This is a genomic window from Streptomyces sp. NPDC002156 (genome assembly GCF_053593675.1).
The window spans coordinates 1-22,191 of the sequence record NZ_JBSFDA010000066.1; the positions used below are offsets into that span (position 1 = coordinate 1).

The following is a 22,191-nucleotide window of genomic DNA, read 5'->3' on the forward strand; positions in this document are numbered from 1 at the left end:
GCGGCCCCGGGGCCACGGCTCCCACCGGCCCGCCGCCCGCCCCGCCCACGGCGGACGGCCACCGGCACACCGTCGGCTTCGACCGCTACTCCCTCCTCGTCGACGGCAGACGGCTCGTCCTGTGGTCGGGCGAGCTGCACCCCTTCCGCCTGCCCAGCCCCGGCCTGTGGCGGGACGTGCTCCAGAAGATGCGCGCGCACGGCTACAACGCCGTCAGCATCTACGTCGCCTGGAACTACCACTCCCCCGCTCCCGGCCGGTACGACTTCACGGGCGTCCGCGACCTGGACCTGTTCCTGCGCCAGGCCGCCGAGACCGGCATGTACGTCATCCTGCGCCCCGGCCCGTACATCAACGCCGAGGTCGACGCGGGCGGCTTCCCCGGCTGGCTGACCGCGACGAAGGGCCGCGCCCGCACCTCCGACCCCACCTATCTCGGGTACGTCGACGAGTGGCTGACGGCGGTCAACAGGATCGTGGCCCGCCACCTCTACACCCAGGGCGACGGCACGGTCCTGCTCTACCAGATCGAGAACGAGTACGGCTCGTACGTCACCCAGCGCGCCGGCATCGACTACATGTCCCACCTGTACGCCAAGGTCCGCGCCGACGGTGTCGACGTCCCCCTCTTCCACAACGACCTGGGCAGGAACGGCTACTGGGCCCCCGGCACCTTCGACACCGGCGGTGAGCGCGGGCGTTGGCTGTACGGCTTCGACGGCTATCCGGACCCGGACCAACTCTCGCCGGACTGGGGGCACTTCGGCATCGGCGGCAAGAAGGGCGGAGCCACGGCCAGTCCCGGGACCCCCGGGTTCATCCCCGAGTTCGGGGGCGGCTGGTTCGATCCGTGGGGCGGGGCCGAGTTCGACGGCGCGGGATACGCGGGCTCCGCACGGACCCGGGACGCGGCCTACGAACGGCGCTTCTACCTCACCAACCTCGCCAACGGCATCACCGTCCACAACGTCTACATGACCTTCGGCGGCACGAGCTGGGGCTGGCTGCCCGCCCCGCAGGTGTACACGTCGTACGACTACGGCGCCGCCTTCGACGAGGGGCGCGGGGCCACCCCGAAGGTCGTGCCGATGCACCAGTTCGGCCATCTGGTGCGGTCCGTACCGGAGTTGGCCAAGCTGGACCGGGCCCGGCAGGTGTCTGCGGGCGACCCGCGGATCAAGGTCTACCACCTGACCAACCCGGACACCCACGCCCACGTCTACGTCCTGCGCAACGACTCCCCGGAGTCCGTCACCTCGACGTTCCCGGTCGCCGGGACCTCCCTGCCGGTCACCGTCCCCGCCTCGGACGCCCGTCTCCTGGCCGCCGGAATCGCGCTGGGGCGCCGGAAGTTGGCGTACTCCAACGCCCAGCCGATGCTGTGGCTGACGGCGGGGCGCCAGGACATCGCCGTACTGACGGGCCGCTCGGGCGAGACGACGGTGACGGCGGTGGAATGCGCGAGCGAGCCGACGGTGACTGTGTTGGCGGGGGCTGCGGAGTTCTCGTACGCGGATGGGGTGGTGCGGGTGACCGCCCGACTCGGCGGGCTGACACGGGTGTTGGTGGAAGGCGGCGGGAGCACGACTCCCCTCCTGCTCCTCCTCGCCGACGATGAGGAGTCCGTACGGCTGTGGCCGCGCGAGACCCCGTCGGGGTCGGTGCTGGTGTACGGGCCCTCGCTGCTGCGGACCGCCGAACTGCGGGACGGTGTCGTGCGGTTGACCGGGGACACGGTCGACATCACCGAGCTGGAGGTGTGGGCGCCACGCGGGATACGTGAAGTCGTCTGGAACCAGGGGACGTTGACGACATCGGCCACCGACTCCGGGAGTCTGTGGGCCGAGGAGCCGTTGGCTGGGGTCCCGGCGGTCGCGCTGCCCGCGCTGGGCGGCTGGCGTCGGCGTACGGAGAACCCCGAGTCCGCGCCCGGGTTCGACGACTCCAAGTGGACGGTCGCCGACCGGACTTCGACGTTCAGTACGACCGCCGTGCCCGACGGGCAGCCCGTGCTGTTCGCCGACGACTACGGCTTCCACTACGGGGACGTCTGGTACCGGGGTTCATTCAGCGACGCCACGGGGGCGGAGTCCGTGTCCCTTTCCTACAGCACGGGCACGCAGGGGCTGCTGATGGCGTGGCTCGACGGTGTGCCGCTGGGGTCGCACCGGATGCCGGTGCCGGACAAGAAGACCGTACGGAAGGGGAGTTGGGCGGCCACGGCGACCTTCGACGTGCCGGAGAAGGCCCGTACGCGCGGTCGGCATGTGCTGTCCGTGCTGGTGCGGAGGATGCAGCACGACATGGACGGGAAGGCGCGGGACACGCACAAGGTCGCGCGCGGGCTGACGGGCGTGAACTTCACCGGTGCCTCTCCCGCCCTGAAGTGGCGGTTGCAGGGCGAGGCCGCTGCCGATCCGGTGCGCGGTCCGCTCAACACCGGTGGGCTGTACGGGGAACGGGAGGGGTGGCATCTGCCGGGGTACGCGGACGAGGGCTGGGACGTGGTCGACCTCCCGCGTGCCGACGGGCGGCGGCAGGGGGTGACCTGGTTCCGGACGGGGTTCCGGCTCGCCGTCGATCCGGGGGTCGACGCGTCGATCGGGCTGGAGCTGACCGACGATCCGGCGCGTGCGTACCGCGTCCAGATCTTCCTGAACGGCTGGAACATGGGCCAGTACATCAACGATGTCGGCCCCCAGCACACCTTCGCCCTCCCGAACGGCATCCTGCGCACCCGGGGCGCCAACACCCTTGCCCTGGCGGTGCTTTCGGACGGTACGACGGTGTCGGGGCCGGGGGACGTACGGCTCACGTTGTTGGGGAGTGCAGCCGGGGGAGTTCCGGTGACGGTGGTTCCCGCCCCCGGCCGCTGAACTGCCGTACGGGCTAGGCCAGTCGGATCACGTTCCACGACAGCGGCTCCAGTACGGCGGTCAGCTTGCCGTCCTGGAGGGTGGTGCCGGTGACCCCGTGCGGGGTGACTCGCTCGGGGTCGTCCAGGGTGTTGCGGGCGTCCGGGTCGGCGTCGGCGATCGCGCTGTGCTCGACGACCGACGTCAACTCCAGGCCGTTCAGGGCGACTTCGAGCGGCAGCGGCTGTGTGCGGTCGCGGTTGACGGCGAAGACGGTGACCGTGCCGTCGGCAGCGCGTACGGCGGTGGCGTGCAGCAGGTCCGTCTCGCCGTACTTCTTCGTCTCGTACGTCGGCGAGGCCACCCGTACGTCGAGGACCTCACCGCGCCCGTACCTGCTGGCCTGCGCGAACGGGAAGAACGTCGTCTGGCGCCAGGCCGGGCCGCCCGGCTCGGTCATGATCGGCGCGATGACGTTGACGAGCTGGGCGAGACAGGCGACGGTGACGCGGTCCGCGTGCCGGAGCAGGGCGATGAGGAGCGAGCCGAAGACGACCGCGTCCATGACGCTGTAGTTGTCCTCCAGGAGGCGGGGGGCCTCCTCCCAGTCCCGCACGCCGGAGTTCTCGATCTCGTGCCACTTCGAGATGTACCAGACGTTCCACTCGTCGAAGGAGAGGTTGATCTTCTTCTTGGACTTGAGCTTCGCGCCCACGTGGTCGGCGGTGGCGACCACGTTCTCGATGAAGGACTCCATGTCGACGGCGGAGGCCAGGAAGGAGTCGACGTCGCCTTCCTCGGGCTGGTAGTAGGCGTGCAGGGAGATGTAGTCGACGAGGTCGTACGTCTCCGCCAGGACCGTCGCCTCCCACTCGGCGAACGTCGGCATGGACTGGCTGGAGGAGCCGCAGGCGACGAGTTCGACGCCCGGGTCGATCTGCCGCATCGCGCGGGCCGTCTCGGCGGCGACACGGCCGTACTCCGTCGCCGTCTTGTGGCCGGTCTGCCAGGGGCCGTCCATCTCGTTGCCCAGGCACCAGACCTTGATGCCGAAGGGGTCCTTGTCTCCGTGGGCGATCCGCCGCTCCGCCAGCGCCGTGCCGGCGGGGTGGTTGGCGTACTCCTGGAGTTCGATGGCCTCGGCGACGCCACGGGTGCCGAGGTTGAGGGCCATCATCGGCTCGGCCTGGGGGCCGATCTTCTTCAGGAAGTCGATGTACTCGGAGAGGCCGAAGCGGTTCGTCTCGGTGGAGCGCCAGGCGAGGTCGAGGCGGCGGGGGCGGTCCTCGACCGGGCCGACCGAGTCCTCCCACTTGTAGCCGGAGACGAAGTTGCCGCCGGGGTAGCGGATCGCGGTGACGCCCAGTTCGCGGACCAGGTCCAGGACGTCGGTGCGCAGGCCCGCCTCGTCGGCGGCGGGGTGGTCCGGTTCGTGGATGCCGGTGTAGACGCAGCGGCCGAGGTGTTCGACGAAGGAACCGAAGAGCCGGGGGTCGACCTCGCCGACCTTGAAAGCGGGGTCGAGGGTGAAGCGGGCCGTGCGGGACATGGGTTCCTCTCGGATGTTCGACGTGCGGCGTTCGGTATATCGGCATCCGCTCGCAACTTCGAACAAAACCGTAATTTTCGAAGTGTCCGCACGTCAATGGCGTCTGCTCCCAACGATCGTTCCGCCGACTCCAACGATCGTTGGATTTTCCTGGTGCGGAGGGGTCCGGGCACGTAGGGTCGGCCCGTGAGTGAGAACCTCTCGAACACCCTCGCGCGTCTTGAAGAGCGCATCGCCGAGGCCCGTCTCGATCGCGCCGACGTGCTGGACGTACGAGGTCTGTCGGCCCGTACGGCTCTCACCGAGGGCGAGATCCAGGCGCTGCTGGCCGGGGGCGCGCAGTCGTCGGCCGACGACATCGAGGGCCGGATCCGGCGCCGGGTGCGCACGCTCCACGAGACGCGGCTCGCGGCGAGCGGCCGCAAGCGCGCCGAGGTCTGCAAGGAGGTCGCGGACGCGCTGTCGATCAGCCCCGAGTGGGCCCGTCAGCTGCTCCTCGGCAAGAAGATGCCGAACGTTCCGGATCTCACCGCGCTCGCCGCGTACTTCGGCGTCGAGCAGGGCACCGGCTTCTTCACCGACCCCGCCCCCATCGTCCTGAACCGTGAACTCCACCGGCTGCTGGAGGAACTCGGCGGCGATGAGGAGGGCCCGCTGGTCCGGTTCGCGACGCGGCACGGCGTCGTCACGCTGGCCCTGCGCGGCCGGCAGCTGACCCCGCGCAAGCAGGAGGCGCTCGCGGTGATGCTCGAAGGGCTGCTGAGCGGCGGCGAGGAGACGGGCGAGGAGACGGAGCGATGACGTCGAGGCGGGGGACGAGGGCGGCGACGAGGGGTGTGCTGGCGGCTCTGCTGCCCGCCCGGGCCGCGCACCGGTTCCGGACCCGGGGCGCGATGCGCGACCTGACCGGCGCGCTCACCGCAGCACTGCGAAAGCGGGAGCAGGACAACGGCCCTTCCGGCGTGGGGGAGTTGTGCCGGGTGCTGTGCGAGGAGATGAGCGAGCGGCGCGGGCGGCGCGTCGAGCTGCGTTTCGAGCGCTTCCCCGACGAGATCGAAGTCACCGGTCTGTGGGTGGAGTTCCACGACTTCGACCTGGTGATCGTCGAGGAGCGCGCCGAGGCCGTGCAGCAACTTGTCATCCTGGGCCATGAGTTGTGGCATCTGCACGCCGGGCACTGTCACCACCACAGCGTCGGCGCGACCGCCGCCCGGGTTCTCGCCGACGAGCAGTGGGGGCAGGACCGGGCGCTCGCCGTCGCCGCCCGCAACGGCTCCCGCGAGACCGAGGAGGCCGACGCCGAGGAGTTCGGCCATCGCCTGGCCACCGTCTTCCGGCCGTGGGTGGAGGGCCTGGAGGTCGGCGGCCGTACGGCGAGTTCGGGCAGCAGCGCTGTGCAGGCCTCCCTCGGGTATCGCGGCCGGGGAAGCGGAAACGCGCGGCGATGAACCCCTCCGGCTTCCTGGGCGAGCCGTACCCCGTCCTCGTGTTCGGGACACCGATCGCGGTGCTGACCGCCGCCCTGGTGTTCAAGCTGCCCAGCATCGTCAGGCTGTGGCGCGACCCGCTGCGGCGCGCGGTCGGCGGGCTGCTGCTGCTCGCCTGCGGCATCTTCGTCTTCGCGGCGCCGCCGGTCATCGCCTGGACCAACCGGGTCACCGGCGTGCCCAACTTCGCGGCGCCCCTCGTCTACAGCTTCCTCGTCGCGTTCTGCGGCGCGAGTCTGCTGCTGATGATCGCGTGGCGCGGCGGCCACGCCGGACAGTCGGAGAGATCGGCCAGGGCGCGGTGCGCGATGCGATGGGCCACCGTCGGCCACGCGGGCGTCATCGTCGCGCTGTGGGCGCTGTTCGGGCTCGCGGACGCGTCCGTGGAGCGCCGGCGGGACCTGGACACGTACTACGCCCGTACGCCCTACATGCGCGAGCTGATCGTGATCTACCTGCTCGCGCACACCGCGTCCTGTGTCCTGACGTACCGGCTGATCCGCAACTGGGTCCACACCGCCGGACTCGACGTGTGGCTGCGCCGGGGCCTCAAGTCACTGGCCGTCGGCTATGCCGCCAACCTGGTGTTCGACGCGGCGAAGGGCACGGCCGTCGTCGCCCGCTGGACGGGCCACGACCTGGACCCGCTCTCCACCGAACTGGCCCCGCTCGCCGCCGGCGCCGCCGCCGTCCTGATCGCGACGGGGTTCGTGCTGCCGCACGCCGGCCAGTACCTGCGCGACCGCCGGCAGATCCGGCGCGGCTATCGTCGGCTCGGCCCGCTGTACGACCTGGTGCGCGCCGCCACCGGCAAGGGCGTCCCCTTCTCCCTGCGGGCCACGCCGGAGCTGCGGCTGACGCGCAGGGAGACGTTCATCCGCGACGCGCTGCTCCAGCTCTCCCGGCACTTCGACGAGGAGTTGCGGCGACGGGCGTACGAGGCCGCGCTGGACCTGGGGTGCGGGGCGGGGCGGGCGGGGGCGCTGGCGGCGGCGGTGACGATCCAGGAGGCGATCGAGGCGCGGGCCGCGTTCCGGCTCTCCTCTCCCCAATCGCTTCAGTCCCCTCATTGTCCCCAAGTCCCGGACCGGGCCACGGACTTGCTCACGGAGCTGCTCCAGGGCATCGAAGCCGTGTCCCAGGTCCTGAGTCACCCCGATGAGATCGAGGCGGTGCGCGCCCTTGCGACCGCCCCAGCAGAGAGCCTGCACGTATATGAGTGATCAACCGTCCCCTGTCAGATCCGCCGTCGTGCTCGGCGGATCCCTCGCCGGGCTGCTCGCGGCCCGTGCCCTGGTCGAGTTCGCCGACCGTGTGACCGTCGTCGAGCGTGACGTCCTGCCGGACGGCCCCGAGCCGCGCAGAAACCTGCCGCAGGCCCGGCACGTGCACATGCTGTGGTCCGGCGGTTCCCGGGCGGTCGAGGAACTGGTGCCGGGCGTGGGCGAGTTGCTGCTCGACGCCGGCGCGCACCGGCTGGCGGTCACGACGGACATGGTCGCGCTGGCGCCGCAGGGCTGGTTCCGGCGGTGGGCCGAGTCGCACCACGCGTTCCTGTGCGGCCGGGATCTGCTGGACGCGACGGTCCGCGCCCAGGTCCTGGACGACGACCGGATCAAACTCGTCGAGCACGCCGAGGTGTTGGGCCTGGAGGGCACCGACGAGGCCGTCACCGGGGTGCGGTTGCGCGGCGCCGACGGCAGCAGGCGCACCCTGCACGCGGACCTGGTCGTGGACGCCACCGGCCGCGCCTCGCGCGCCCCGCACTGGCTGCGCGAACTGGGCCTGCCCGAACCGGCCCGCCGTGTGGTCGACTCCGGGCTCGTGTACGCGAGCCGGATGTACCGGGCGCCCGAAGCGGCGTGGCAGGGCTTCCCGGTGGTCAACGTCCAGGCGGACCCGAGGGGGGACGGTCCGGGTCGGGCGGGTGTCCTCATGCCCATCGAGGACGGCTGCTGGCTGGTCTCCCTGTCCGGCACCCGGGGCGGTGAACCCCCGTCCGACGGCGCGGAGTTCACCCGCTTCGCCCGCGAGGAACTCCGCCATCCGGTGATCGCCGACCTGCTCGCGGGCGCGGAACCCCTGACGGCGGTCTCCGTCACCCGTACGACGTCGAACCGCCGCCACTACTACGAGCGCATGGCCGCCTGGCCGGACAACTTCACGGTGATCGGCGACGCGTTGGCCGCGTACAACCCGATCTACGGCCACGGGATGTCGGTCGCGGCCCAAAGTGCCGTGGCGCTACGGGATGTGATTCGCCGTCAGGGCTGGGGCACGCCGGGCCTGTCCAGCCGTATCCAGAAGGCGGTGGCCGAACCGGTCGCGGCGGCCTGGGACCTGGCGACCAGCCAGGACGTCTTCTACACCGGTGCCACGGAGAAGGGCCCCACCCTCCGGGACCGGCTGCTGGCGGCGTACGTGGGTCGCCTGATGCGCACGGCCACCGGCAACGGCCGTATCGCACGCCGGGTCACGGACGTGACGTCCCTGGAACGCGGCGCGGAGGTACTCCTGACGCCAAGTGTCGTACTGGCAGCGGCGATCGGCCCGCTCAAGCCACCGCTGGGCGGGCCGCCGTTGCGACCGGAGGAGTGGAAAGCAGCCGAGTGACCTCGGCTGCTCGGTGTTCTTAGGGCTCAGCCCGCGAACGCGGGCTGAGCCACCCCCTTGCCCGCCCCCGGTACGACCAGGAGCGAGCCCGACAGCGGGTGAGGTGCCGACAGGCCCACTCGGGCCGTCGTGATGTACAGGTCCGTGAGATTCGCGCCGCCGAAGGCGCAGGCCGTCGGGCGGACCGTGGGGAGGGTGATCGTGCGGTCGAGGGTGCCGGACGGGGTGTAGCGGCGGACCGCTCCGCCGTCCCACAGGGCGACCCAGACACAGCCGTCCGCGTCGACCGTCAGACCGTCGGGCCAGCCCGCGCCCTCCTCGATCAGCGCCAACTGGCGGCGGCCCGTGACACTTCGGCCGTCGGACGACACGTCGAAGACGTCCACGCGCCGGGTCGGTGAGTCGATGTAGTACATCAGGCGGCCGTCCGGGCTCCAGCCCGTGCCGTTGCTCACCGCCACGTCGTCCAGGACGGTCGTGACCTCACCGTCGCCCGTCAGCCGGGACAGCGTACCGCCGCCCGGCGCCTCGTCGTAGCGCATCGTGCCCGCCCACAGGGAGCCGTCGGGCGCCACCGCCGCGTCGTTCGCACGGCGGCCGGGGGTGGGGTCGTGGTGCAGCCAGCGGAAGCCGCCCGGGGGTGGGGCGAGGGCCGGAACGGCGTCGGTGGCCGGGGCGGGGGCGACTTCGGTGTCCTCCCCCTCGTACAGGGCCACTCCGTCGCGCAGGTTCAGGACCAGGCCGCCGCCCGCGCGGGGCTTGGCCGCGCCCACGTGCTGTTCCGTCGCCATGACCGTACGGCGGCCCGTCGACGGGTCGTACGTGTTGACGCGGGAGCCGAGGATGTCGATCCAGATCAGCCGGGACCTCGCCGCGTCCCAGGTGGGGCCCTCGCCGAGGGTCGCGTGCGCCTGGACGGCCACTTCGAGGGCGGGCTCGTACGTCGTCATGCCACGCTCCGGTGACCGAGGCGCTCGGAGAGTTCGGCGGCGCCCTTCGCGGCGAGCTGCTCCAGCTCCGAACGGTGGTCGTCGCTCCAGCGGATCATCGGCACGGAGATCGACAGCGCGGCGACCACCCGGCCTGTACGGTCGTGGACCGGCGCGGCGACGCAGCTCACGTCCGGGTTCGACTCGCGGTTCTCCACGGCGACGCCCCGGCGGCGGATCTCCGCGAGGGCCTCGCGCAGGGCCGCCGGGTCGGTGATGCTGTTCGGCGTCATCGCGGCCAGCGGGACGTTGTCGGGGACGCGTGCGCTCAGCTCGTGATCGGGGAGCGAGGCCAGCAGCATCTTGCCGACGGACGTGCAGTGGGCGGGCAGACGGCGGCCGGCCGCCGACACCATCCGGACCGCGTGGGTGGAGTCCACCTTGGCGATGTAGATGACGTCCGTGCCTTCGAGGATCGCGACATGCACCGTCTCGTCACAGGTCTCGGCGACGGAACGGGCCACCTGCTGACCCTCCGCCGCCAGGTCCAGCTGCTCCGCGTAACGGCTGCCGAGCTGATACGGGCGGACGCCCAGGCGGTAGCGACCCGGCTGGCCGGGGACCTGCACAATGTACGAACGGGCGGCGAGCGTCGTCACCAGTTCGTGCACGGTGGTGCGCGGCAGCTGGAGCCGGCGCACGATGTCCGGGGCGGAGAGCGTCCCGTCTCCGTCCAGGAAGAGCTCAAGAATGTCGAGAGCCCGGGTCACGGCAGGTACGAGGCGTCCCATGACGGCCCCCTCTTTTATTGCTTTTCGGTGGCGACAGTAATGACGGCGTTCGAGATTTCAACAGACGATCGGCATGACGAACAGAGCACAGGCTAACCACAAGGGCTCGGGCGGGCAATGGGCGCGCAACGTGGGGGACGATGGTTCGTATGCTGCTCGATTTCCAGCTGGTGCTGCTGCGCCGCATGGCCGACCACAACCCGGACCTGGTGGAGGACGCCCGCCATGAGCTGGGCGTCTCGCTCGCGGACATGCGGGAGGCCAACAAGCGCTGGCAGGCGATGGTGCGCTCCCCGCGCTCCCGGGCCGCCGCCTCCCGCTACCGCTCGGTCCTCGGCACCCCCGAGTCGGTGACGGCCCGCAAGATCGGCGACCTGGAGTGCGAGGCCTGGCTGTGGCCGGTCCCCCTCTGGCCCGACCTGCGCTTCGAGGTGCTCGTCGCCCCCAACGGCACGGCCTGGAACGAGTGGCTGGTACGAGCCCCGGGCGCCCCCGCCCCCGACCTCCGCACCCTGGACGACCTGCACCCCTGGTCCTGCACGGTCGACGAGGCAGCCCGCGCCTTCGCCCCCGCCCGCCCCCTGGAGGGAACGGCCCCGACCCGCTGGGGCCTGTCGTTCACGGCACCGGACGGGACGGGGGCACGAAGGGAGTGCGTGGCGGAGTTCACGTGGGGGCTGCTGCAGCGGACGGCGCTGAAGGACTGAGGGGGGCCGCGCCCCCGAAGGGGCGCGGGGAACTGCGCGACCAGCCACAACGAACCCGCAGCCGACACACGAGATCCCCTCCCACCCCCTTAGTCGACAGCAGCCCGCAGAACAGCCTCCACAACCCCCACCACAGACCCCGGATGCAGATCGAGAAACAGATTCGGCTCGATCAACTCCAGCTCCATGACCAGGGGTTCGCCGTCGTCACCGAGTACCAGATCCACCCGGGCGTACAGGAGAGACGAGTTGTCCGGCACGACGGCCAACGCCCGCTCCGCCAAGGCAACTTCCGCCGGGGCCAGGCCCCAGACCTCAAGGTCGGGATGCGCGACCTTGTCGTCGTCGTACGCCGCGCCGGGCGCGAGCACAGCCCCCTTCCGACTGGCGTGCAGCAGCCGCCCGCCGAAGAACTGGAGCGCACGTTCCCCGGTGACGTCGATGCTCCCGACGTACGGCTGCACCATCGCCGTGAACCCCTCGGCATGCATCCGCGCGAGATGCCGTACGGCCGTCTCCCGGCCCTCGGGCGTGTAGCGGGCGGCGTACCGGGCGCCGGCGCCGGAGGTGGGCTTGACGACGTACTCGCGGTCGTCGGGGAGGTCGGGGGCGTCGCCGGGGGCCAGGTAGGTGGTGGGGACCGTGGGGACACCGGCCGCGGCCAGCTCGCCGAGGTACCGCTTGTCCATGTTCCAGCGCAGGACACCGACCGGATTCGCGACCCGCGTGAGCTTCCCGCACCGCTCCAGCCAGCCCGCGAACTCCTCCGCACGCCAGGTGTAGTCCCAGGTGGAGCGGACCAGCGCGAGGTCGAAGGACGCCCAGTCGATGTCGGGGTCGTCCCAGTACACGGCGGCCGTGTCGGCGCCGGCCGCGGTCAACTCCCGTACGAGAACCGGGAGATCGCGGTCCTTGCTGGTCCCCGGACGGGGGTCGTAGGTGACGATCGCGATGCGAACCACGGGGACTCCCTCTGTAAGGCGTGTACTGCCGTACACCACTGATACCGAGTGAAGGTTAACTGCTGCTTGACCTTCACCTTCGGGGAAGCCGCAGCATCGGTGGCGGAACGAGGAGCTTGGCGGACAAGCGGGAGAACGGGAAACGGGGCACACCATGCCGAATCCGGAGATGCTGACGATCGGGGCGTTCGCCAGAGCGTGCCGGCTGTCGCCGAAGGCACTGCGGCTGTACGACGAACTGGACCTGCTCCGTCCGGCCCGTGTCGACCCCGACACCGGATACCGCTACTACGCGGCCGAGCAGCTGGAGCAGGCCCGGCTGGTGGCCTGGCTGCGCCGGCTGGGGATGCCGTTGGCCCGGATCCGGCAGGTCGGGGCCATGGAGCCGCCTGCCGCCGCCCAGGAGATCCGGGCCTTCTGGGCCCGGGTCGAGGCGGAGACCGCGGCCCGGCGGGATCTCGCCACGTTCCTCGTCGACCACCTCTCGACACCACCGAGGAAGGGCACCCATCCCATGACAGGCACCGACCTGCTCGAACTCCGTTACGCCGCCCGCACCGACATCGGTCTGGTCCGCGCCGCCAACCAGGACACCGCGTACGCCGGTTCACGCGTACTGGCCGTCGCCGACGGCTTCGGCCCCGGGGGCGCACCGGCCAGTACGGCCGCCGTCGACGCCCTGAAGTTCCTGGACGCCGAACCGCTGACCGCGGGCAGTGTCCTGAACCTCCTGGAGGACGCGGTCCAGGGCGCCGCCCAGGCGGTCCGGGACATCGCCGGGACCGAGCACGGGAAAACGGGGGACGAGGTGACCGACGACATCGGCACGACCCTCACCGCGATGGTGTGGACGGGCTCGCGCCTGGCCCTCGTACACATCGGAGACAGCCGCGCGTACCTCCTGCGCGACGGTGAACTCTTCCTGATCACCCACGACCACACACTCGTCCAGTCGATGATCGACGAGGGCCGACTGACCCCCGAGGAGGCCGCGACCCACCCCCAACGCACCCTGCTCCGCAAGGCGTTGACGAAGTCCCCGTCACCCTCCCCCGACCTACGCCTGCACGACGCCCAGGCAGACGACCGCTACCTCCTCTGCTCCGACGGCCTGACCAGGTCCGTACCGGAATCCACCATCCAGCACCTCCTGACCACGATCCCCGACCCGGACGCGACCACAGCCGCACTCATCGAGGCGGCGAACGCCAACGGGGGCCCGGACAACGTGAGTTGTGTGGTGGCGGACGTGATACGGACGCAGTGACCGGCGCCGCAACGGGGTAGGGCGGGGCGCTCTGCGTCGCAGCGGGCAGAAGGCAGAAGGCAGAAGGCAGAAGGCAGAGAACTCTTCCTCAAGACTCGCCGACGAGGACGGCTGACTCTTCTGGCCGCACGAGACGTTGACGCTCCGTCACCTATGTCACGGACGCTCGGAGGGTTGTGGATCGGTGTCCGCCACGAGTTGGGCCAGCCCGCGCAGGTCCTGGAAGTAGTGGACGCCGTCTGCCTCGTCGAGCAGCGGCAGGACCTGGTCCAGGTCCGCGATGCAGTCACGCAGGATCCGGTGGCGATCCGTGTCGAGAGCGCCGCCGTTGTTCAGCCACGTGGAGACGCACCCGGCGACGTAGGCGTCGAGCAACACCATGTCGACGCCTGCGCGTTCGGCACCGCGGAGGCCGGCGGGGAAAGCCGCGCGCAGGTGATCCCGCCACCGGCGGGCCACAACCGCCTCGTACTCCGTAGGGCTGTTCACCTGGCTCATCCTCGCGCAGTGCTTGCTCTCGGCGACTCCAACGGGTTCAGTCCGCCTGCGAACCGTCGTCCTCCGGATCCCAGTCCAGCAGCCGTACCTTCGCCACCGTCCGCACATGCCGTCGCATCGCGGCGGCGGCCTGCCTCGGTCGGCCGGCCTCGATCGCCTCGAAGATGGCCCTGTGCTGGGCCAAGGAGCGGACGGGACGGCCCGGTTGGCGCAGGGACTCGTGGCGACTCTCGGTGATCTGGTCGGCGATCGACCGCATGAACTCGGCAAGAATGCCACTGTGGGCCGCCGCCGTGACCGCGGCATGGAAGAGACGGTCCCCCTCCACCCCGTCCGCGCCCTCGTCGATCTCCTCCCCCATGACTCCGAGCGCGGCACGCAGTTCGGCGATGTCCTCCGCCGTGCGGCGCTCGGCGGCCAGTTCGGCGAGCTTGGTCTCCAGAGCCTCGCGGGCGTCGAGTACGTCGGGCAGCCGGCGCCGGCGCTCGACGAGCTGCTCCACGGGCTCGACCTCAAGGCTGTCGCGCACGAGGTACGTACCTCCGCCGTGCCGGGCCTCGACCAGGCCCTGAACCTCCAGCACGACGATGGCCTGCTTCACGGAGGCACGGCTGACGCCCAGACGGGCGGCCAGATCACGCTCGGGCGGCAGCCGGTCACCGGCTCTCAGACCGCCCTCGACGACGTAGTTGCGCAGCCGGTCGAGCACCTGCTCGTACAGGCGTGTTCTGGCTTCCACCGGGCGCAATGCGTCGGCCATGCCCATCCCCCCTCATCTCGGCCGCAGCGTAACACTGGGTAGCCGCCGGTTCAGGGGGGCTGTGGATGAGTGGTCGACTGGCTGAGTGGCTGAGTGGCTGAGCCAATTTGCGTCGCGTCTCTTGACGCTTGCCGAGACCAACACCCAATGTGGTTCAGCCACTTAGCCAATATTGGCAGGACCAGTCAGCCGCTCAGCCAGTCCGCCGCTCGGCCACTCAGCCAGTCCGCCACACCCTCTCTCCCCACTCGTCGACAAGGGACCCAAGGACGGGAGCCCGTATGTCCGCCGAACTGATTTCGATCCTCGTGCTTGTCGTGGTGTTCGTGATCGCCACGACCCGTTCCATCAACATGGGCGCGCTCGCGTTCGCCGCCGCCTTCGGGGTGGGCGAACTCGTGGCCGACCTCGACACCGACACGATCTTCGCGGGGTTCCCCGGTTCCCTCTTCGTCGTGCTGGTCGGGGTGACCTATCTGTTCGCGATCGCCCGGGCCAACGGCACCACCGACTGGCTGGTGCACGCCTCGGTCCGGCTGGTGCGCGGGCGGGTCGTGCTCATTCCGTGGGTGATGTTCGTGCTGACGGGGGCGCTGACCGCGATCGGCGCGGTCAGTCCGGCGGCCGTCGCCATCGTGGCGCCGATCGCGCTCAGTTTCGCCGCGCGCTACGGCATCAGCCCCTTGCTGATGGGCGCGATGGTGGTGCACGGCGCCCAGGGCGGCGGCTTCTCGCCGATCAGTATCTACGGGTCGATCGTCAACGGCATCGTCGAGAAGGAGAAGCTCCCCGGCAACGAGATCGCCCTCTTCCTCGCCTCCCTCTTCGTCAACCTCGCGATCGCGGCAGTGGTGTTCGTGCTGTTCGGCGGGCTGAAGCTGAGCCGTGGAGGCGTCAGAGAGCACGGGGAGGACGGGGAGGACCGGGAGGACAGCGGCGGGGACGGCGATGAAGGCGGTGGCGTCTCCGGCCGTCGTCCGGAAAGCGGGGTCTCCGTACAGACGGAGGGCGGGGTGTCCGTCCGTACGGAAGAGGCCCTCCAGCTCACCCCCGCCCGTATCGCCACCCTCGTCTCCCTCGTCCTTCTCGTCGTCGCCGTGCTCGCCTTCGATCTCGACGCCGGGCTCACCTCCATCACGCTCGCCGTCCTGCTCGCCGCCTGCTGGCCCGAGGACAGTCGCAAGGCCGTCGGTCAGATCGCCTGGACGACCGTGCTGGTGATCTGCGGTGTCCTCACCTACGTCGGCGTGCTGGACGAGATGGGCACCATCACCTGGGCCGGCGAGGGCGTCGGCGACATCGGCGTACCGCTGCTGGCCGCCGTACTCCTCTGCTACATCGGCGCGGTGATCTCGGCGTTCGCGTCGTCCGTCGGCATCATGGGGGCGCTGATTCCGCTCGCGGTGCCGTTCCTGGCGCAGGGGGAGATCGGGGCGGTCGGGATGGTGGCGGCGCTCGCGGTGTCGGCGACGGTGGTGGACGTCAGTCCGTTCTCGACGAACGGGGCACTGGTGCTGGCCTCGGCGGCGGATGTCGACCGCGAGCGTTTCTTCCGGCAGCTGATGATGTACGGAGGGATCGTGGTGGCCGTGGTCCCCGCGGTGGTGTGGCTGGTGCTGGTGGTGCCGGGCTGGGGGTGACAGTCGGCACGGCACCTGTTCGACTGTTCGGGGTTCGACTGGTGTGATGATCGACGATCGAAGGAGTACGACGCGTGTCCTCTCTCTTTCCCGGGCTGACCGACGACCCGACCGGTACGCCGACCGGCGCTCCGGGCGGGCGGCCCGCCCTGCGTTTCGGCGAGCGCTCGCTGACGTACGCCGAACTCGCCGCCTCGGCCAGAGCACTCGCCGACCGGATCACCGGGGCGGGCGCCGGCCGGGTCGCCGTCTGGGCCACGCCGACGCTGGAGACGGCCGTCGGTGTCGTGGCCGCGCTGCTGGCCGGGGTCCCGGCGGTGCCGCTCAACCCGAAGTCGGGCGAGAGCGAGTTGGGGCACATCCTCAAGGACAGCTCGCCCGCGCTCGTACTCACCGCACCAGGTGACGAACTCCCCGCCGCTTTCGGCTCGTTGGAACGCGTCGACATCGACGTACGCCCATCAGCGGCACCCGGGACGAAGGAGCCCGCCTCCGACCTCTCCCCCGACACCCCCGCCCTGATCGTCTACACCTCCGGCACCACCGGCCCGCCCAAGGGTGCCGTCATCCCGCGCCGGGCCATCGCCACCACCCTGGACGCGCTCGCCGACGCCTGGCAGTGGACCTCCGAGGACGTGCTGGTGCATGGGCTTCCGCTCTTTCATGTGCACGGTCTGATTCTCGGCATCCTCGGCCCGCTGCGGCGCGGCGGCTCGGTACGGCACCTCGGGCGGTTCGGGACGGAGGGCGTGACCCGCGAGCTGAACGACGGGGCGACGATGCTGTTCGGCGTACCGACGATGTACCACCGGATCGCGGAGGCGCTCCCCGGCGACCCGGAACTCGCCGGGGCGCTCGGTCGGGCCCGTCTACTCGTGTCCGGTTCGGCGGCACTGCCCGTGCACGACCATGAGCGGATCACGGCGGCGACCGGGCAGCGGGTCGTGGAGCGGTACGGGATGACCGAAACCCTGATGAATACGAGCGTCCGTGCGGACGGCGAGCCCCGCGCGGGCACGGTCGGCGTACCGCTGCCGGGCGTCGAGCTGCGGCTCGTCGAGGAGGACGGGGCGCCCATCACGGCGTACGACAGCGAGACCGTGGGCGAGATCCAGGTGCGCGGCCCGAACCTGTTCACCGAGTACCTCAACCGGCCCGACGCCACCGCCGCCGCCTTCACCGCCGACGGCTGGTTCCGCACCGGTGACATGGCGGTGCGCGATCCCGACGGCTACGTCCGTATCGTCGGCCGGAAGGCCACCGACCTGATCAAGAGCGGCGGTTACAAGATCGGCGCGGGCGAGATCGAGAACGCGCTCCTTGAACACGCGGGTGTGCGCGAGGCGGCGGTGACCGGCGAGCCCGACGCCGACCTGGGCGAGCGGATCGTCGCCTGGATCGTCCCGGCGGACCCCCAATCCCCGCCGGACGCCGACGAGTTGGCGAACCACGTCGCCGCCCGCCTCGCCCCGCACAAACGCCCCCGGGTCGTGCGCTACCTGGACGCCCTCCCACGCAACGACATGGGGAAGATCATGAAACGAGCCCTCCCCAGTGACTGACCCCGCACCCTACGCCCTCCCCGAACGCCGTTCCGCCCGCGAGATCATCACCCTCGTCTGCGACAACTCCACCTTCACCGAACTCCCGTACCCGATCGTGGAGTTCAAGGCGGACGGCCCCCTCTCCTGGCAGGGTTACGACGCCTCGCGCGCCCGCGCCACCGCCCGTACCGGCGAGGAGGAGTCCGTCGTCTGCGGTACCGCGCGCATCGGCGGCACCCCGGCCGTGCTGATCGTCTTCGAGTTCGGCTTCCTCGGCGGCTCGCTCGGTGAACGCACCGGCGACCGGCTGGAGTTGGCGTACGAGCACGCGCGTACCAACCGGCTGCCCGTCGTGTCGCTCGTCGCGACGGGCGGCAGCCGGATGCAGGAGGGCATGCTCGCACTGACCCAACTCCAGCGCGTGGCACGGCAGTCGACGCTCACGCGCGAGGCGGGCCTCCCGCAGATCGCGGTCCTCCGGGATCCGACGACCGGCGGCGGCTGGGCGACCCTGGGCGCGGGCGCCGACGTCGTCCTCGCCCTGCCCGGCGCCCAGGTGGGCTTCGCGGGCTCCCGGGTCCGGCCGGCCGACGCGGACCCGGCGGCGTACACGGCGGAGGCGCAGGTGGCGGCGGGCGCGGCCGACGCGGTCGTACGCCCGGAGGCGCTCCGGGAGACGCTGGCCCGCTGGCTCTGGCTGCTGAGCGTCAGTGACAGGTCGAGTGACAGGTCGGCGGAGGCCGCCCCGCCACCGCCGTCCCTCGCCACCGACGCCCTCCCCGACACCGGCTGGGACGCCGTCCAGCGCGCCCGGTCTCCCCAACGCCCGCGCGCGGACGCCTACTTGGACGCGTACTTCACCCGGCGCACCGCGATCAGCGGTGACCGCTGCGGCGGCACCGACCCCGGTATGGCATGCGGGTTCGGCGAGTGCGCGGTGAACGGGCGGACCGTCGCATACGCCGCCCAGCTCGGCACGGCCACCCGCCCCGCCGGCTACCGCACCGCCGCCCGGCTGATCCGTCTCGCGGACCGGCTCGGCATCCCGGTCCTGACCCTGGTGGACACCCCGGGCGCCGCCAACGACGCGGCCGCGGAACGCGAGGGCGCGGGCGCGGCGATCGCGGACCTGTTCGGCGCGGTCGCCGCGGCCCGCACGCCGGTCACCACACTGCTGATCGGCGAGGGCGGCTCGGGCGGCGCCCTGGCCCTCGCCGCGCCCGGCAACACCTGGGCCACGCCGGACAGCTACTTCTCGGTCATCGCGCCGGAGCTGGCGGCGGCGATCCTCAAGCGTTCGGAGGGGGAGGTGGAGGCGACGGCGGATCAGCTCCGGATCCGGCCGCAGGATCTGGTGGAGCTGGGGGTGGTGCGGGGGATCGTGAGTCGCTGAACACGCGGCGCTGCCACGCCCCTTGGGCCACAATGGGTTCGATCACGACCACGACGGGGGAGCGAGCGGCGCATGGGCGGTACGGACGGCCTGGTGGAATTCAAGACGGAGGACGGCACCGTAGTCGTCGTGGAGGGTGTCGACGACGAGTCCGGTGCCCGGCTCGTCTCACGCGGCGACGGGCCGGTCCAGGCGGTGCGTACCTTCGAGGGCGCGCTCGACGGGGTGCGGGCGGCGGCCCAGTCCGCGCTGCGTGTGTTCCGGGAGGGTCCGCTCCAACCCGACTCCGTGGAAATCGAGTTCGGGGTGAAGCTCGGCGCGGAGACCGGCGCGATCCTCGCGAAGGGGTCCGCGGAAGGGCATCTGGTCGTCAAACTGAGCTGGTCGCCGGGGCAGGAGTCACGGGCTCCGTCAGGCCCGGAGGCCGCCGGCCCGTCATGAGCAGCGCTGCCTGGCACGCCCGGATCGTCTGCGGGAACGAGGTCGGGGCGGGGTTCCTTGTCTCCGCGCGCCGGGTGCTGACGTGTGCCCATGTCGTGCGGTGGAGCGACGAGTCGGCCGTGACCGTGACGTTCCCGCACGACAGGGGTCTGGGCCTCGGCGAGGTGTCCGCCACCGTGGCCGTTCTCGGGGGCTGGGCGGGCGCGGTCACCGACCCCGGCGACCTGGCGGTGCTGGAGCTGGACCGCGACATCCCCTTCGCCCCGGCCGAGTTCGCACCGCCCGGGGACGCGTACGGGGATCCGTCGCCGAAGCTGATCGCGTACGGCTTCCCGCGCGGGTACGACGAGGGCACACTCGCCGAGTACCGGGCGGCCTCCGAGCAGTTGATCGCCGACGAGTGGATCCAACTGGAGTCGTGGACCGCGCACGGACAGCCTCTGGCGGCCGGATTCAGCGGTGCGGCGGTCGTCCTCGCCGACAGTGGCAGGGTCGTCGGCATGGTCTCGTCGGTCGCGGGCGCGCGTGAGGTGCGCAACGGCCGAATGCTGCCCACCCGTGTCATGACCCGCTACTGGCCCGAGCTCGGCGAACTCGTCCCGACCCCCGACCACCGGCCGGCCGTGAAGGAACGTCTGCGCACCTTGGTGCGGCAGGCGGAGTCGGCTCGGTTGGAGTGCGACCCGAACAGGCTGTACGTCGATGCCGTGGGCCCCTTCGGACCGCCGCTGCCGGACGAGGGGTTCGACCGGCTGTGGGCTGCGGCCTGGTATGTGCAGTGGGAGGTCACCGACCCCGAGGCGGTGACGCGCTTCGCGGATCGGCTCGCGGAGCTGCTGGACGCCCCCGCCCGCCGGGGACCCGCGCCGGCCCCCGTATGGTCGCCGATCCTCGTCGAGATCGATCACAGCGGCGCGGGCGGCGACCGGGCCAGCGTCGTAGTGTCCGCGTACCGCGACGGACAGCGCCGGGCGGTGGGAGCGCGGCAACTGCCGCGGAGCCGTGTACGGGCGTACATCCAGGAACGCATCGACGAAGCGTTCACCCAACTCACGCCGGGGGCGGAGGAGTTGATCGCGTTCGTACTGCCCCGAGCGTGGCTGAACGAGCCGGTGGCGCAGTGGGAGTGCGGTGCGGACGACCCGACGCCGCTGGGTTGCGCATATCCGCTCGTCGTCACGGACCGGTCCCGGCGGCGCGGCGGTGTGCGCCACCAGTTGACCAGGAGGTGGGAGAAGCTGGACGCCGGGTCGGGCACGAGTCTGCACCGGGTCGAGTGCGGCAGCCAGGAGAAGCCGAGCAGACTCCGGCTGAGGCTGCGGCGGGACGACACGGACCTGGCCGGGTTCACGGCGCCGCCCGGGGCCGCCGAGGCGCACTTCGAGGCCACGCTCAACGCACCGGTCCCGGTGCTGGTGTGGCCGCGTACGGGCTGCCCCGCCCCCGAGCACGACGGCCCCTGCGCCGGCACGGCGTTCCTCGACGAACTCACCGCGTATGTCACCGGTGTCCCGCCCGCCGAACTCCCGCGCCACTTCCTGACGTTGCGCGAGACGGCGGACGCCGCCGACGACCCGGACCGGCACTGGGCACGGGACGTACAGCTCCTGTGGGACGACCCACGCTGCTTCCCCGAACCGACCGTCTCCCCGCACTCGCCCGTCATCTGAGACCCTTCCAGACCCTCCGGAGATGCCATGCCTCTGTGGCCCGTCTACACCGGCAAGAACGAGCCGCACGACGGCATCACGAAACTGCCGCCGCCCCCGCCCTGGCGGGCGTTCGACGGCGGGCCGGTGCTCGGCACCCCGGCCGAGAGCGACGACACCTCCGCCACCTCACCGGACCGCACACACCGCGCCGAGACCTACCAGGCCACCCCGCGGACCGTCCAACTCGTCAACGCCGCTCTCTATCTGCGCCGCCCGCTCCTGGTGACCGGCCCGCCCGGCACCGGCAAGTCGTCGCTCGCGTACGCCGTGGCGCGGGAGCTGGGTCTGGGCCCGGTCCTGCGCTGGAACATCACCAGTCGCAGCACTCTGCACGACGGCCTCTACCAGTACGACCCGCTGTCCCGCCTGTACGCGGCGAAGCAGACCGCCACGGTGGTGACGACCACGTCGGCGGCGGGCACACCGGCGGAGAGCTCCGCGACGGCCGGGATCGAGGACCATCTGCGTCTGGGCCCCCTCGGCACCTCGTTGCTCCCCTACGCCCGGCCCCGTGCCCTTCTCATCGACGAGATCGACAAGAGCGACCTGGACCTCCCCAACGACCTGCTGAACGTCCTGGAGGAGGGCCAGTACGAGATCCCCGAACTGGTCCGGGCCTCCCGGCACACCCCGGACGGCCGCGCCGAGGTGATGATCGACGGCACCGACGAACGGGTACCGGTCGAACGCGGGCGCGTCCGCTGCAACGCCTTCCCCTTCGTCGTCCTCACCAGCAACGGCGAACGGGAGTTCCCGCCGGCCTTTCTGCGCCGGTGCGTCACCCTGCGCCTGCGCCAGCCGGACGACAGCCAGTTGGCCGGGATCGTACGGGCGCATCTGGGCGAGCCCGACGACTACGCGCGGACCCTCATCGACCGCTTCCTCTCCCGTGCCTCCGGCGGCGACCTCGCCACCGACCAGCTCCTCAACGCGATCTACCTGGCCGGCGCGTCGGGCCTGGGCGCCGATTCCCTCGACGACCTGGCGGAGGAACTGATGCCGTATCTGAGCCGCGCACCGGAGGCCGATGCCTTCTGAGCCCG

At 71.3% G+C, this 22,191-nt stretch carries 19 protein-coding genes; 13 read left to right on the plus strand and 6 right to left on the minus strand.

Features of this window, described 5'->3' with window-relative positions:
• On the plus strand, window positions 1-2,876 hold a 2,876-nt coding region (locus ACWCRB_RS25350), incomplete at its 5' end, for a beta-galactosidase (protein WP_450998213.1).
• A gap of 13 nt (window positions 2,877-2,889) precedes the next feature.
• On the opposite strand, the gene arfA is transcribed toward ACWCRB_RS25350, so the two are convergent.
• Window positions 2,890-4,404, minus strand: coding sequence for an arabinosylfuranosidase ArfA (gene arfA, locus ACWCRB_RS25355; protein ID WP_450998214.1), 1,515 nt, complete (start codon window positions 4,402-4,404; stop codon window positions 2,890-2,892).
• A gap of 186 nt (window positions 4,405-4,590) precedes the next feature.
• Between arfA and ACWCRB_RS25360 the strand changes: the two genes are divergently transcribed.
• From ACWCRB_RS25360 to ACWCRB_RS25375, 4 genes are read left to right on the plus strand one after another with little or no spacing between them, the layout of a single operon-like run.
• Entirely contained in the window at window positions 4,591-5,205 is a 615-nt protein-coding gene (locus ACWCRB_RS25360; RefSeq protein WP_450998215.1) for a transcriptional regulator, read from the plus strand.
• Window positions 5,202-5,852: a toxin-antitoxin system, toxin component family protein gene (locus tag ACWCRB_RS25365; RefSeq protein WP_450998216.1), complete on the plus strand. Its 651-nt coding sequence runs from the start codon at window positions 5,202-5,204 to the stop codon at window positions 5,850-5,852. Before ACWCRB_RS25360 ends, ACWCRB_RS25365 begins: the two co-directional genes overlap by 4 nt.
• The gene (locus ACWCRB_RS25370; RefSeq protein ID WP_450998217.1) at window positions 5,849-7,114 is read left to right on the plus strand and encodes an MAB_1171c family putative transporter; all 1,266 of its coding nucleotides are present in this window, start codon (window positions 5,849-5,851) and stop codon (window positions 7,112-7,114) included. Before ACWCRB_RS25365 ends, ACWCRB_RS25370 begins: the two co-directional genes overlap by 4 nt.
• The gene (locus ACWCRB_RS25375) at window positions 7,107-8,504 is read left to right on the plus strand and encodes an FAD-dependent oxidoreductase (RefSeq protein WP_450998218.1); all 1,398 of its coding nucleotides are present in this window, start codon (window positions 7,107-7,109) and stop codon (window positions 8,502-8,504) included. Before ACWCRB_RS25370 ends, ACWCRB_RS25375 begins: the two co-directional genes overlap by 8 nt.
• A 26-nt stretch (window positions 8,505-8,530) precedes the next feature.
• On the opposite strand, the gene ACWCRB_RS25380 is transcribed toward ACWCRB_RS25375, so the two are convergent.
• A complete protein-coding gene (locus tag ACWCRB_RS25380) occupies window positions 8,531-9,454 on the minus strand; it encodes an SMP-30/gluconolactonase/LRE family protein (protein ID WP_450998219.1) in 924 nt (307 codons plus the stop codon).
• Complete coding sequence (locus tag ACWCRB_RS25385) at window positions 9,451-10,224, minus strand: IclR family transcriptional regulator (RefSeq protein WP_235479394.1); 774 nt, start codon at window positions 10,222-10,224, stop codon at window positions 9,451-9,453. Before ACWCRB_RS25385 ends, ACWCRB_RS25380 begins: the two co-directional genes overlap by 4 nt.
• A gap of 140 nt (window positions 10,225-10,364) precedes the next feature.
• On the opposite strand from ACWCRB_RS25385, the gene ACWCRB_RS25390 reads away from it, so the two are divergent.
• Complete coding sequence (locus ACWCRB_RS25390; RefSeq protein ID WP_450998220.1) at window positions 10,365-10,931, plus strand: hypothetical protein; 567 nt, start codon at window positions 10,365-10,367, stop codon at window positions 10,929-10,931.
• 89 nt (window positions 10,932-11,020) lie between these two features.
• Here ACWCRB_RS25390 and ACWCRB_RS25395 read toward each other — a convergent pair whose 3' ends face one another.
• Window positions 11,021-11,893, minus strand: coding sequence for an ATP-grasp domain-containing protein (locus ACWCRB_RS25395; RefSeq protein WP_450998221.1), 873 nt, complete (start codon window positions 11,891-11,893; stop codon window positions 11,021-11,023).
• A 154-nt stretch (window positions 11,894-12,047) separates the two neighbouring features.
• Between ACWCRB_RS25395 and ACWCRB_RS25400 the strand changes: the two genes are divergently transcribed.
• On the plus strand, window positions 12,048-13,160 hold the full coding sequence (locus ACWCRB_RS25400; RefSeq protein WP_450998222.1) for a MerR family transcriptional regulator: 1,113 nt from the start codon (window positions 12,048-12,050) through the stop codon (window positions 13,158-13,160).
• Window positions 13,161-13,316: 156 nt separating this feature from the next.
• On the opposite strand, the gene ACWCRB_RS25405 is transcribed toward ACWCRB_RS25400, so the two are convergent.
• Window positions 13,317-13,658 (minus strand): hypothetical protein, encoded by a 342-nt coding sequence (locus ACWCRB_RS25405; protein WP_450998223.1) that lies wholly within the window; start codon window positions 13,656-13,658, stop codon window positions 13,317-13,319.
• Window positions 13,659-13,695: 37 nt separating this feature from the next.
• Window positions 13,696-14,418 carry a FadR/GntR family transcriptional regulator gene (locus ACWCRB_RS25410; protein WP_450998224.1) on the minus strand — a complete coding sequence of 241 codons (723 nt, stop codon included), beginning with the start codon at window positions 14,416-14,418 and terminating at the stop codon, window positions 13,696-13,698.
• Window positions 14,419-14,699: 281 nt separating this feature from the next.
• On the opposite strand from ACWCRB_RS25410, the gene ACWCRB_RS25415 reads away from it, so the two are divergent.
• The 6 genes from ACWCRB_RS25415 (at window position 14,700) to ACWCRB_RS25440 (ending at window position 22,186) form a co-directional block, all read left to right on the plus strand.
• Window positions 14,700-16,058, plus strand: coding sequence for an SLC13 family permease (locus ACWCRB_RS25415; RefSeq protein ID WP_450998225.1), 1,359 nt, complete (start codon window positions 14,700-14,702; stop codon window positions 16,056-16,058).
• Window positions 16,059-16,132: 74 nt separating this feature from the next.
• Complete coding sequence (locus ACWCRB_RS25420) at window positions 16,133-17,620, plus strand: acyl-CoA synthetase (RefSeq protein ID WP_450998226.1); 1,488 nt, start codon at window positions 16,133-16,135, stop codon at window positions 17,618-17,620.
• Window positions 17,613-18,995 carry a carboxyl transferase domain-containing protein gene (locus ACWCRB_RS25425; protein WP_450998227.1) on the plus strand — a complete coding sequence of 461 codons (1,383 nt, stop codon included), beginning with the start codon at window positions 17,613-17,615 and terminating at the stop codon, window positions 18,993-18,995. Before ACWCRB_RS25420 ends, ACWCRB_RS25425 begins: the two co-directional genes overlap by 8 nt.
• Window positions 18,996-19,067: 72 nt before the next feature.
• Window positions 19,068-19,436: a CU044_2847 family protein gene (locus ACWCRB_RS25430; RefSeq protein WP_450998228.1), complete on the plus strand. Its 369-nt coding sequence runs from the start codon at window positions 19,068-19,070 to the stop codon at window positions 19,434-19,436.
• Window positions 19,433-21,106, plus strand: coding sequence for a VMAP-C domain-containing protein (locus ACWCRB_RS25435; protein WP_450998229.1), 1,674 nt, complete (start codon window positions 19,433-19,435; stop codon window positions 21,104-21,106). The genes ACWCRB_RS25430 and ACWCRB_RS25435 overlap by 4 nt, the downstream gene beginning before the upstream one ends.
• A gap of 27 nt (window positions 21,107-21,133) precedes the next feature.
• Window positions 21,134-22,186, plus strand: a complete 1,053-nt coding sequence (locus ACWCRB_RS25440; RefSeq protein WP_450998230.1) for an AAA family ATPase — start codon at window positions 21,134-21,136, stop codon at window positions 22,184-22,186.
• The last annotated feature ends 5 nt before the right edge of the window (window positions 22,187-22,191 follow it).